Annotated in this window: 8 protein-coding genes; 6 read left to right on the top strand and 2 right to left on the bottom strand. The window is 62.6% G+C overall.

The annotated features are described in order from the left end of the window. The first annotated feature begins 398 nt into the window (after positions 1-398). The 5 genes from E4K65_RS19925 (at position 399) to E4K65_RS19905 (ending at position 10427) form a co-directional block, all read left to right on the top strand. On the top strand, positions 399-914 hold the full coding sequence (locus tag E4K65_RS19925; RefSeq protein ID WP_135175615.1) for a hypothetical protein: 516 nt from the start codon (positions 399-401) through the stop codon (positions 912-914). A 313-nt stretch (positions 915-1227) separates the two neighbouring features. Beyond that, entirely contained in the window at positions 1228-4557 is a 3330-nt protein-coding gene (locus E4K65_RS19920; RefSeq protein WP_167770962.1) for an adenylate/guanylate cyclase domain-containing protein, read from the top strand. A gap of 309 nt (positions 4558-4866) precedes the next feature. Next, the gene (locus tag E4K65_RS19915) at positions 4867-6147 is read left to right on the top strand and encodes an HlyD family secretion protein (RefSeq protein WP_235885686.1); all 1281 of its coding nucleotides are present in this window, start codon (positions 4867-4869) and stop codon (positions 6145-6147) included. 12 nt (positions 6148-6159) lie between these two features. Next, on the top strand, positions 6160-8352 hold the full coding sequence (locus tag E4K65_RS19910) for a glycosyltransferase (protein WP_135175613.1): 2193 nt from the start codon (positions 6160-6162) through the stop codon (positions 8350-8352). A 170-nt stretch (positions 8353-8522) separates the two neighbouring features. Further along, positions 8523-10427, top strand: a complete 1905-nt coding sequence (locus E4K65_RS19905) for a diguanylate cyclase domain-containing protein (RefSeq protein WP_167770961.1) — start codon at positions 8523-8525, stop codon at positions 10425-10427. A gap of 31 nt (positions 10428-10458) precedes the next feature. Here the strand turns inward: E4K65_RS19905 and E4K65_RS19900 are convergent, their stop codons facing one another. Continuing rightward, on the bottom strand, positions 10459-11682 hold the full coding sequence (locus E4K65_RS19900) for a polyhydroxyalkanoate depolymerase (RefSeq protein WP_135175612.1): 1224 nt from the start codon (positions 11680-11682) through the stop codon (positions 10459-10461). 181 nt (positions 11683-11863) lie between these two features. Between E4K65_RS19900 and E4K65_RS19895 the strand changes: the two genes are divergently transcribed. After that, positions 11864-12520, top strand: coding sequence for a glutathione S-transferase family protein (locus tag E4K65_RS19895; RefSeq protein ID WP_027547311.1), 657 nt, complete (start codon positions 11864-11866; stop codon positions 12518-12520). Between the two features lie 280 nt (positions 12521-12800). Here the strand turns inward: E4K65_RS19895 and E4K65_RS19890 are convergent, their stop codons facing one another. Further along, complete coding sequence (locus E4K65_RS19890; RefSeq protein ID WP_027547310.1) at positions 12801-13025, bottom strand: hypothetical protein; 225 nt, start codon at positions 13023-13025, stop codon at positions 12801-12803. Between the last annotated feature and the right edge of the window lie 95 nt (positions 13026-13120).

Genomic DNA, 13120 nt, shown 5'->3' with positions numbered 1-13120 from the left:
AGCTTGCCAACCGACCGCGCCTTTCAGCTCCCGCTCGCGCGCTCCCAGGTAATGCGACGATGCAGACTCGTCCTCCGGAAATTGTGACCGGGTCGAGCGACAGGGAACTGCGGAATGTGAACGATCTCATACTCCGTCACTCTCTTCTCGAGCTACCAATCCCGTAAGAAATTGCCGCACCCGGACCTGACAGACACGGGTGAGATGCAGTGCCTGCGAAGCCGCGTGCTCGCAGCTTTTTTGGATTGGCTTTCGTCTCGCTCACGAGCAAGCCAGCCCTTCACTCAGCACAGATTTTTCAGAAATTGGAATCAAGGGAATCGCGAAACGCGTCCACGAGGCAGCCCTCTATTCGGGGTCGGCCGGTAGGCCGCTACTTACTCGAGAAGGACCCTCCAATGAAGATCAGCAGTGAAGTTTTCAGCGCATTTTCTCTAACAAGGCACGCCAGCAATCTTCGGATCGCTCGTTCCAGCCTGATCAAGTCTGCCCATCTTCTTGAAAGAATTGGGCTTGCAGCCGTTGGGGCCTCTTGCGGCCTCTACGTCGGTGCGACCCTGTTGCGTGAGAAGGGTGGACTGTTTGAAAGCGGCTGGATCGTGCTGATAACGATGCTCTACGGAGCGCTCAGCTATTATGTCGGAATTGATCTGTCGGGCAGTGCCGCGCGGAAGTCGATTTCGGGCATCTCGGAAGAATGGAATGGTTCCGAGCCGGTTGAGATCATGAGTGCGGCCGGCACGTTCGGCGCCGCAATTGCCGCAGCTCTGTCCGTCAGCATCCTTGTCCTTGATCAAAACCCTCCCAATGGCCTGGTAGCATTTGTCGCCGGCTGTTGGGTGGTTGGTTCCTCGCTTCAAGTTGCGGCGGGCACGATGGCTCGCAACAACGAAACGTACATGGACAAGAAATGAAGGACTACGCTCGCGGAAAACGTCTGCCTGGCTTTGTGACGCGAGCACGAGCCGCAGTGCTGGAGCGGGCTTCAGGTATGGAATGAGTAGCCACGCTCATCGCAACCTCTGTCGTCCAACGCTGCGTGCTGACGATTTTTGGTGGCGTCGCCGTTCGCATCGGGCATGTCGCTGCCTGGAAGCCGTATCGGTACCGAGTAACCTAAATTATCGCGCAACAAACAAGACGTGCCATCATGGCGATGTTGGGATATCGTCCGCGCGCCGTGGTCCAAAATTCTGCTAACCGCCAACCACACGATCGGTGGAGCCAATGCAGATTGCGGAGTGGCTCGAGAAGCTGGGGCTTGGGCAGTACGCAGAGCGTTTCGCCCAGAATGGCGTCGACATGGGCGTCCTTCCCGAGCTGATGGACGAGGACTTCGACAAGCTCGGAGTCCTGCTCGGACATCGCCGTAAAATGCTGCGTGCTATTGCCGACCTCGATCCCGCCGCGTTGATCGCATCGCCGGCTCCTCCTCACGACGCCGAGCGACGCCACCTCACCGTCATGTTTTGCGATCTGGTCGGCTCGACCGCACTCTCGGCGCGTCTTGATCCCGAGGATATGTGGGAAGTGATCCGGGCCTATCGCGCCGCCTGCGCGAGGGTCATTTCCGCCTATGACGGCAGCATAGCCAGGTTCGTCGGCGACGGAATACTTGTCTATTTCGGCTATCCGCGCGCCCACGAGGATGACGCGGAGCGCGCAGTGCGCGCGGGCCTCGACGCCATCGCTGCGATGAGACAGCTCAAGACGAGCGGCGATGAGCGGGTTGAGCTGCGGATCGCAATCGCGACCGGGCTCGTGGTGGTCGGCGACCTCATCAGCGGAGATGCGTCAGAGGAGCACGCAACGGTCGGCGACACACCAAACCTCGCTGCCCGGCTCCAGAGCCTGGCGGAGCCGGGAGCGGTCGTCGTTGCCTCGTCGACGCGCCGGCTGCTCGGTGATCTCTTCACTTTTCGCAACCTCGGCCGCCGCGAGGTCAAGGGGATATCAGAACCCATCGCAGTCTGGGCGGTCGAGGGAGCGGCCGCATCGGAAAGTCGCTTCGAGGCGGTCCACGCGGCGCGCTCGATCGGCTTTGTCGGCCGCAAGGAGGAGATCGAACTCGCGCTCTCGCGCCAGCGGCTGGCATGGCAGGGACAGGGCCAGATGGTGCTGATTTCCGGCGAAGCGGGCATCGGCAAGTCGCGCATGGTCGCAACGCTGTCCGAAAGCGCCGGGTTGGGAGTGCACCGCCGGGTGCGATATCAGTGTTCGCCCTACCACACCAACAGTGCGCTTCATCCCTTTGTCGCGCAGCTCGAGCGCGCGGCCGGCATTTGCTCGCACGACACGCCCGGGCAAAAGCTCGACAAGCTCGAGGCGATGCTGGCGCTTGGAACGCAGCAGGTCGCCCGGGCGACAGCGCTCATTGCAGCACTGCTTTCGATCCCGACCGACGACCGTTACCCGCCGCTCGGTCTGAGCCCGGCGCAGCAGCGGCGACAGACCTTTGCCACCCTTCTCGATCAGCTTGAGGGATTGGCGCGAGAGCAGCCCCTGCTGATTGTCTGCGAGGATATGCATTGGGCCGATGCCACGACTCTTGAACTGTTCGATCTCACGGTCGACCGGATCCGGAGACTGCCGATACTCGTGCTCATGACATCGCGGCCGGAGTTCGAGCCCTCCTGGTCGGGCCTTGGCAACGTCAGTCTGCTGCGGCTCGACCGGCTCGATCGGCAGGACACGCGGGCGCTGGTCGAGCAGGTGACTGTCGGTCGCCAGCTGCCACGCGAGATGATGAAGCAGATCATCGACAGGACGGATGGCGTCCCGCTATTCGTCGAGGAATTGACCAAGATGGTGCTGGAGTCCGGATGGCTCGTCGAAGGTGCCGGGCGCTATCGCCTCGAGAGTCCGCTCCCGCCGCTGGCCATTCCCGCGACGCTGCAGGATTCGCTGATGGCGCGGCTCGACCGGCTGGCGCCGGTCAAGGAGGTGGCGCAGATTGGCGCCGCCATCGGCCGCGACTTCTCGTACGCGCTGCTGAGATATGTGGCGGGACGCGATGATCTGACGCTGAGCGCTGCGCTGGGGCAACTCGAAGAGGCCGAACTGCTGGTGTGTCGCGGGACTCCGCCCGAAGCAAACTATAGTTTCAAGCACGCTCTCGTTCAGGAGGCGGCCTACGAGAGCCTGCTCAAGAGCAAACGGCAGGTGCTTCACACCCGCATCGGCGATGTCCTGCGCGAAAAGTTTCCGGTCGTGGCCGAGACTGAGCCGGAAGTTCTGGCGCACCACTTCACCGAGGCTGGGCTGAACGAGGTCGCCCTCGAGTGGTGGCGCAAGGCGGGCCAGCAGGCGCTGAAGCGCTCGGCCTATTCCGAGGCAATTGCGCATCTCGGCAAGGCGATTGCCATCGCCGATGAGTTGCCTGATGAGCCTCATCGGATGATGAGCAGGTTGAATCTTCAAATCGCATATGGCCGCGCGTTAAGGGGTGGCCTCGGGCATAGCGCCCCCGAAACGGTCGCTGCATGGACGCGCGCCCGGCAGTTCGCGGCCGACATCAATGATCCGGTTGAACTTGCGCCGATCCATTCCGGTCTCTTCAATGCCTGCCTGACCCACGGCGAACTTGCTCCGATGCGGGAGCTGGCGGACGCCATCATGAGTGCCGCGGAGCGACGACCGGACGCGGCAGTGGCCGCCGTCGTTGCGCATTGGACGGGCGGCGTCACCTGCTGGTTCGGGGGCGACTATCTGAAGGCGAGAACGCATCTCGAGCAGGCACTGGCGATCTATGGTGCCGAGCCGGATCCCGCGACGTTCAGGCCCTCGGCGCTGGATCTGCCGTTCGTGATCATGAGGTTTCTTGCTCTGGTGCTTTGGCCGCTTGGCAGCATCGCTCGCGCGCGCCGGCTCGCCGCCGAAGCGGTGAGCGCTTCAGGAGAAAAACGGGCGCTTTCCCAGGCCAATGCGCTTGTTCATCGCGCTGTGTTCGACGGGCTATGCGGGGGGCTGTTGCAGCAAACGGATACTATCCTGGCGCTCGGCCTTGCGCGTGACCATACGATGCCGCTGTATGTGGCCGCCGGTACCTACCTGAATGGCCTGGCCAACTGGCGTGCCGGCGACCGAATGGCCGGACTGACGGAAATGCGTCGCGGATGGACCATGCTGCGCGAGAATGACTGCTACCTCTGTGAACCGTTTTGGGGGATGCAGGTCGCGATGGCGGATGCAGAGGTGGGCCAGCTCGAAACCGGGCTGGACATCTTGAGCGAATTGATCGCATCGGCGGGACAATCCGGTCAGCATTGGCTTGATGCGGAGCTGCATCGCGTCCAGGGCGAGCTTTTGTCGCGTCATGACCCTCCGGACGGTTCCAGCGCCGAAAATGCCTTCAACCGAGCGCTGGAAATCGCACGGCACCAGCAGGCGAAGACTTTCGAATTGCGCAGCGCCCTTGGACTTGCGCGCCTGCACAAGGCAAATGGCCGAGCCGGCGCGGTTTTCACACTGCTCGCTCCCGTCCTCGCTGAATTCGACGCGGAGCGAAATCTTCCCGAAGTCGAAGAAGCGGAGAAGCTGCTTCGGAATGGGCGTTAGCCGCGCCGCCGTTCGATCGGCGCCAACGGCGCGCCGACTTCAAGCGGGAATAGGTCGGCATCCTGGTTCCTCGATTCGGGAGCCGTAGTCTTCCGGTTTTGACACAGCTTAACCTAATGTGGTGAAAGCTAGATATGCTTCTCTTGGTTGCGAACGCGACCCTGCTGCGGTGACGAAACCTGATTTCGGCTAGCAGCAATGTTGGCGGATTGCTCAAGGCGCAGACGTCATCCCAACACCGGGCCATGCGCCGATTGGCTTGCCTTCGCTGGGCAGACGCAGCGACCAAAGCCCATTGGAGATCCAGCCGTGGTTCGCTTGCACGTCGAACGTTTCATTCGCAGCCGGATTGTTCGCCGATCCCTGGCGCTCGGGATCATCGCTCTGAGCGGATGGGCCCTGTTGCCGTATGTGACCTACCGAGTCGCTCCCTCCGCCTATGTCAATGCCGAGCTCATGCGGGTGACTGCCCCAATGGCGGGTCAGCTCTCGTCAGATCTTCCACGCAAGGGTGAATATTTCCAGCGCGCCCGGGTGGTGCCGCTGGTCGAGGCGCGTTCGCCGGATCGCCGGCATCTCATGGACCTTGATCAGCAGCTTGCCATGTCCACCAAACGCGCCGAGCTTGCACGTCGGCAACTCGAGGAAATCGCCGAGCTCGATCGCAAGCTCCGCGAGCGCAGCGAAGACTATCGTTTGGGGATGGTGGCGCGGCTGAGCCACGAGATCGGCGAAACGGAAGTTGAAAAAGGCGGCTGTCTCGCCGAGGCGCGGCAGCGGAACGATGTCGCGGGCCGGATTGAGAAGCTCGTGAAGCTCGGCATCAGTTCGCAGATCCGCTCCGGCGAGGCCCAGGCTTCTCAAGAGGCGACCGCAACGCGGTGCCAGATGGCCGATGAACGCCTGCAGCGCCTCAAGACCGAATTGGGGGCGGCTGAGAAGGGCATCTATCTTCGTGGCGATGCCAATGATGTGCCCTATTCGCAGCAGCAGCGCGAGCGGCTTGTCCTCCGCCGCCAGGAGCTCGAGACAGACCTGTTGCAGAACAGCTCACGTGCCGCGCAGCTGGCCGCGGAGATCGCAGAGGAACGCACTCGACTTGATCGTCTCGATCACTACGATCTGTCCTTGCCGGCAGCTCATGTAGTCTGGTCGGTGGCGGCCAGCCCGGGCTCGATGGTCACGGAAGGGCAATCGGTCTTCGATTTTGCAGATTGCGAACGCCGGTTTATCGTTGTTGAACTCCCCGAGCGCGATTTCGAGAAGATCAAGGCCGGAGATGCGGCTACCGTCCGCCTGATTGGGAGCCGCGAATGGAAGACCGGCCAGATCCGGCAAGTCCGCGGATCGGCAGCGTACGGCGATGATCGGCTGCTTGCGGCCCGGGTGCCGCGGCCTGATCCGGGCAACATTACCGTTGAGATATCGCTTCCGTCCAATGAGACGTTGGCCGACCGCAACGGCTCCTGCGATATCGGGCGGTTGGCTGAGGTGCGCTTCGAGCGCAGAGCCGACGGCCTGCTACGATTGGTCAGCTCGAAGCTGAAATGGCTGACCGCTCGCCTGGAGCTCGACCAGTCGTCCCTGTAAGCGAGATGTTCCATGCAGGCCATGACTCTGCCTCTCTCTCAGCTGTTCGCGCCGATGCTGGGCATCTTTGCGGCGATGTACCTGTTGGCGCCGACCTTTCCAGTCGCGCGCCTCTGGGCCCGTGTCGCGGTCTTTGTCGTGGTTTGGCTTGTGGTCGCCCGCTATCTCGAATGGCGTATTTTCACCACCGTGCTGCCGGCAAGCGGGACCTGGTATCAGGTCGGCTGGATCTGGTTCTGTCTGTTCGTCGAGCTTCTGACCTTCACAGATCAGTTCATTCTCTATCTGACTTTCCTTCGCAGGACCGATCGCCGCAGCGAAGCAGATCAGCACGAGCGTCGGCTGCGCAGCCTGCCGGATGACGAGCTGCCCGCGGTCGACGTCTTTATTCCGACCTATGACGAGCCAATCGAGGTGCTGGAAAAGACGATTACGGGCGCGTTGTGTCTGGACTATCCAAACTTCCAGGTATGGGTCTTGGATGATGGTCGCAGGCCTTGGCTCAGGGAACTCTGCACGCAAAAGGGCGCCGGCTATCTCACGCGCGCCGACAACTTGAATGCCAAGGCCGGCAATATCAATCATGCACTGACGAAGACGAGCGGCGAGTTCTTCGCGATCTTTGATGCGGACTTCGTGCCGCAGCGCAATTTCCTGATGCGCACGACGGGCTTCTTCGCTGATCCAAAGATCGGAATCGTTCAGATCCCGCACACCTTCTACAATGAGGACCCGATGCAGGCGAATCTCGGCTTGCACAGGGGGCTGCCGGACGAACAACGGTTCTTCTTCGATGCCATCATGCCCGCGCGCGACGGCTGGGATGGTGCCTTTTGTTGTGGTTCCAACTCCGTCACGCGTCGCGCAGCACTCCGCGCGGTGGGCGATGCCTTGCCGACCCAGTCCATCACGGAAGACATCCTGCTGACGCTGGTCCTGCTGCGCAAGGGATACGTCACTCGCTATCTTCGCGAGCCGCTGGCGATTGGACTGGCGCCGGAAAGCCTTGACGCCTTTTTCGTGCAGCGGCAACGCTGGGCGCGTGGCGCGATCCAGACGCTGTATCTCGCCGCCGGCCCGCTCGGACCCGGACTGGGCTTGATGCATCGGCTCCTCTTCTTTCCTGCGCACTGGCTCTCCATGGGCCTGCGGGCGCTCGCGGTCGTGGTGGTTCCGATCGTGTTCATGTGGACTGGCCTCGCGCCTGTCGTCGACGTCACTCCCGAGTCGGTCTTCTATTACTTGTTCCCCGCGATCCTGGCGCTTAACGGCGGTATCTCCTGGTTCGCGCCGCACGAGCACTTTCCGCTCGCCGCTCAGGTGTCGGCGACTATCCAGAGCTTCAAGATCCTGCCGACGGTGCTCGAGACTCTCGTCAAGCCGACGGGGCATGCGTTCAGGGTGACGCCCAAGGGAGCTGCTGCGCGACGCGCAAGCTACGCCGCGGAGATATTCTGGCCGTCGGCGGTTCTGATGGCGTTGACGGTCGTCGGTGTGGTCCTGAACACGATCCCGGAATGGCGGATCATCGATCATCCGGCGGCTCTACCGATGGTCGCCTTCTGGTCGGTCGTGAACATCGTCGTGCTTTTCTTCGTCTGCATGACCTCGCTACAGGCGCGGATGGGACGCACCGAGGAGCGTTTCGATGCCGATGAATCAATCTTGATCCAAACCGCGTCCGGCGAGCGGCTTTCTGGGCGCATGAGCAACATCTCCCTCTCTGGCGCCGGCGTTCTGCTCGGCTCCGGCATTGACTATCCTCGCGCTGGAGAACCGCTACGGGTGCACATCGTGCAGGTGGGTTGGATCGACGCGACGGTCGTGCAACAAAGAGGCCAGCTCGTCGGGGTGCAGTTCCATTTGCCGCAGTCGCTTGAACGAGACCTGCTGATTCGCAAGCTCTTTACCGTCGCCCGTCTGAGGGGGAACGGTGTCATCGCGCGCTCGGTGAACAGGGCGATGCTTAAGAACATCTGGTCAATGGCCGCGCCGTTGCCCCACATTGTTACGCGCGGCGCGAAGCCCGCGTCGTTTTCGCCGACCGAGCGCCTGCCGGCAGAGAGCCTGGTGATTCGGCCTCAACGGCGGATCGACGACTTGGCACATCTTGCCGGAGTTCGAAGCCTGCATCCGACGAGTTTTAGTGAACCTGGCTTTGGCCGAGTGGCCGGCACAGTGCTCAAGGCCGTCAAGCTGAGCTGATTGCTGTGTTGTCCTTCTCGTCCGACCAGTCCACGGGATATCGATCGACGGTCAGGCCGCTCATCGATGCCGGCGGTCTCCTTCCGGTGCCCTGCCAAAAAACTCAACCGGAGCGAGCAACCATCCCTTGGCCCAAGGCGTTTGCGGATTAAGGGTGGAGGGAGCATCTGTTGATCGATCACCGCAGCGATCTTCGGCTCGGGCGTCTCACGTTCTGGGTCTCGGCATTCGTGGCGGTCGCCTGCTTGGCGCTCGTCGTGCTCAGCGGTTGGCGGGAGTGGTCCTCGCGAGTGACGGTCCTGAAGGGCTCCGAAACGGACATGGCCAATCTGGCCCGGTCGGTGACGCAACACGCGGACGACACGTTCGAACTCGCGGACACCGTTCTAAATGTGTTGGTTGGCCAACTCGAGCTTGAGGGAACCAGCCCGGCGGCAATCGCCAAGATTCAGACCTTTCTTTCCCGGCGCAAAGCCGCGAATCGGATCCGCGCCGTGTTCGTCTATGACGAGACCGGCCGCTGGCTCGCAACCAGCGAGCCTGTGAATTTCGCCGGTCTCAACAACAGTGACCGAGAATATTTCCAGCATCATCGCGCCGTGGCTGACCGGGGAACCTTCATTGGGTCTCCAGTGAGGAGCAGGTCGGGCGGGCAATGGATCATCACCGCCTCAAGGCGCTTCAATCATCCTGACGGCAGTTTTGCCGGAGTGGCTCTTACGACGATCGATGTCGACTATTTTCTGCAGTTCTATCGCGGATTCGACGTTGGCCAGAACGGTTCGATTGCACTGGCGACCGCGAAAGGCGTTATCCTCGCGCGTAGCCCGGACAACGGCTATACGGGCCGCGACCTGTCGAGTGCTCCGCTTTTTAGAATAATCCGCGAGCGGCCGACTGCGGACGTCTACTACTTCACGTCGCCTCTCGACGGCGTTCGGCGTCTGAGCTTTTATCAGCTGAGCAGTCGGTACCCTGTTCTCGTGGTTGCCACGGAATCGGAAGACGACGTCTTGGCGCCCTGGCGCAAAGCGGCGCTGACGCGCATGGCTGCGGTGCTGGGACTGATAGGAGGGCTCGCTGTTGCGGGGCTCTTCCTGGTGCGCCAGTTGCACCTGCGGCAAAAGATGGCAGCCGCCCTGGTCGCCAAGGAGGCGGATTTTCGCCTCCTCGCGGAGCAGTCGGGAGACATGGTCATGCGCATAGCGGTCGATGGACGGATCCTCTATGCGTCGCCGTCCAGCGCGCGAGTTCTCGGCTGGGCTCCGAACCAGTTGGTGGATACGTCGGCCTTCGCCGGCATAAATCCCGCGGACCTGGCCCGGGTTGAGCAAACGATCTCCGCGTTGGGGAACGGCGAAGCCGAAGAGGCTAGAATCACTTATCGCGCTCGGCATCGCGAGAAGGGCGAGGTCTGGATCGAAACCGCGCTGCGCGTCGCCAGGAGTGCGCAGAGCGGAGACATCAACGGCGTGGTGGCGATCTCGCGCGACATGACCGAACGTAAGGATCGGGAGGATAAGCTTGCGGCCCTCGCCAGTTCGGATGGCCTGACGGCCTTGGCAAACCGCAGACACTTCGACGAGCGGCTGGAGGCGGAATGGGACCGGGCCAGGCGCGAAGGAACGCCTCTGTCACTGTTGCTGATGGACGTCGATCATTTCAAGAGTTTCAACGATCAGTACGGGCATCAGGCGGGCGATGCATGTCTCCGCTCGGTCGCCGGGGTCCTGGCGGAGCAGGCCAGACGGCCGGCAGACGTAGCCGCCAGGTATGGTGGCGAGGAATTCACCTTGCTGCTACCAAATACCGACATGGGGGGGTGCGAGCAGGTCGGCGAGCGAATCCGGCAAGCGATTCAGGACCTCGGGATCCTGCACGCGCTCAACCCGCCATCCAGGCAGGTCACCCTCAGTATTGGCGGCGCCACACATGTGTCGTTCGGCGACAAGGCGGATTGCACGTCGTTGATTGCGGCTGCGGATAAGGCGCTCTACGCCGCCAAGGAGAGCGGACGCAACCGCGTTGTGATGTCAGGGCAAGTCGTCGCGTGGCCCGGCTCGATACGGGCTTGAAAAGCAGCCCGGGCGCGCCACGGCGTGCGCCTCACGAATTGACGTGCACGAAATCGCGCAGCAGCGGATAGATCTCGTTGTTCCAGCGCTTGCCGGAGAACACGCCGTAATGGCCGACGCCGGCCTGCATGTGGTGCACGCGGCGATAGGCGCGCACGCCGGTGCAGAGGTCTTGCGCGGCGAGCGTCTGGCCGATCGAGCAGATGTCGTCCTTCTCGCCCTCGACCGTCATCAGCCCCATGCGGCTGACGGCCTTGGTGTTCACCGGCCGTCCCCGATGCATCAGCTTGCCCTGCGGCAGCAGATGCTCCTGGAACACGTCGCGCACGGTCTCGATGTAGAACTCGGCCGGCAGATCCATCACCGCGAAATATTCGTCGTAGAAGGTCTTGATGGTCGCCGCCTTCTCCTTCTCGCCCTTGGCGATGTGGTTGGCGAGATCCATGTGCTGCTTGATGTGCCGCTCGAGGTTCATCGAGACGAAGGCGGTGAGCTGGACGAAGCCGGGATACACTTTGCGCAGTGCGCCGCGGCACTGCACCGGCACGTAGTTGATCAGGTTCTGCTCGAACCAGTCGATCGGTCTGCTCTTGGCGAACTCGTTGACCCTGGTCGGCTGGATCCGCGTGTCGATCGGGCCTGCCATCAGCGTCAGCGTCGCCGGCCGGGAAGGATGGTTGCCCTCGCACATGACGGCGGCGGCCGCGAGCGCCGAGACCGACGGCTGGCAGATCGCCACCATATGCGGGCGCGGGCCGAGCTGGCCGAGGAAATCGATGAGGTGATCGGTGTAGTCGTCGAGCCCGAAGCGGCCTTCGCTGCGCGGAATGTCGCGCGGATTGTGCCAGTCGGTGATGTAGACGTCGTGGTCCTGGAGCAGCGTCTTCACAGTGCCGCGCAGCAGCGTCGCGAAATGGCCGGACATCGGCGCCACCAGCAGCATGCGCGGCTGCTCGGGCACGTCTTGCTTCCTGAAGTGCAGCAGCGAGCCGAACGGGGTCGCGTAGGCGATCTCCTCGGTGACGGCGACCTCGCGATTGCCCACCATGACACTGTCGATGCCGTAGGCCGGGCGATGGTAGGTGAGGGTGGAGCGCGAGATCAGCTCCAGCGCCGCCGAGAGCCGGCCGACGACCTGGTCCGACACGCCCTGCGGCACCAGGTTGAGGAATCTGAGCGCAGACGAGGCGCCCGCCCGCCACGGCGCCGTCAGGTCCATCTGGTTCTGAAAGGCTTGATAATACATCGACATCATACTGAAGCGCCCACCTGTTCCATGGTGCCATGCAATATCGAAGCCAAACCTGAGTCGAATCGCCTGGAAAACTGGCACATCGCTTGCTCTTCAAGCGAGGTGTACACATGGGAAGCACAGGTAGTGGGCACGCCAGCGGGCCGGGCGGGGTGCCCGTCTCAGGCGTGAGGGAAGGGGCCATATGGCGAAGGCGACACTGACCATCAGCAGCAAGAACTACTCGTCCTGGTCGCTGCGTGGCTGGCTGCTGACGAAATTTTCCGGGCTCGATTTCGAGGAGATCGTGACCGCGCCCGACGACGCCTCCGCGCGCGCCGAAATTCTCTTGCTGTCGTCGTCGATCCTGGTGCCGTGCCTGCGCCACGAGGGCGCCACCGTCTGGGACACGCTGGCGATCGCCGAATATCTCAACGAGGTGATGCCGGATGCCGGCCTGCTGCCGGATGACCGCGTCCAGCGCGCCCATTGCCGCTCGATCTGCGGCGAAATCCATTCCGGCTTCACCACGCTGCGCGCCTCGCTGCCGGTCAATCTGAAGGGGCACTTCCCCGGCTTCAAGATCTGGTCGCGCGCGCAGGCCGACATCGACCGCGTCTGGTTCATCTGGCGTGACTGCCTGGAGAAATCGGGCGGCCCGTTCCTGTTCGGCGAGAGGCGCACCATGGCGGATGCGATGTACGCGCCCGTGGTGACGCGCTTCGTGACCTATGACGTCAAGCTCGAGCCGCTTCTGAAGGCCTACGCCGATACCATCATGGCGATGCCCGAGATGAAGGAATGGATCGCGGCGGCGAAGGAAGAGCCGGCCGAGATCGAGGAGCTCGAGGTCGAATATTAGGCAGGCCCGGCTCGGCCCTGCCTGTTTCGGGGGCGGGGACCGCCTGGGGCCGTGGTGCGAGCCACGCCCTGTCCACCGTTAACCTTTGGCGCCGGCTCGACGCCCGAGCCCGTCCGCAGGTCTCGCAGATATTGTGCGCGAGAACAGACCCGCATCGACATCTAGCCGTGAACAGGCGTGGACAAGGCCATTCGGCTGATTCGGACGCGATTCGTTCGAACCGCGTTCCGAAGGTTAAGACGGCGCGCGGCCCCGTTGCATTTTGGAACAGAAGCCGCCGTCAGGCGACGCCGGAGTGCTTCAGGCGTGGCAGGCGCCAGCCGATCACGGTCGCTTCGACCGCGATGCCGGCCTCGTGGTTCTGCCAGCGTCCCTCGACATAGCGGCAGGCGAACGGCAGTTGATACGTTCCGCTGTGATCCTCGCACAGCACTTCGACCGGCAAGCCAGGTGGCGGTTCTCCAGCGCCGTCGAACTCCGCCAGACGTCTATCGCGCGTTGCCATTCCAAAAATCTCCCCTAATCAAAGCCGCGGAAAGAGCGCCCAATTCTTCCGCGTGCGGTTCAATGCTCCCTGTCCCGAGGGAACGAGCCAAGCTC

This window comes from Bradyrhizobium niftali (assembly GCF_004571025.1).
Lineage (GTDB): Bacteria > Pseudomonadota > Alphaproteobacteria > Rhizobiales > Xanthobacteraceae > Bradyrhizobium > Bradyrhizobium niftali.
The sequence above is the reverse complement of the archived record's forward strand: the minus strand, read 5'-3'. Positions and strand labels throughout refer to the sequence as shown.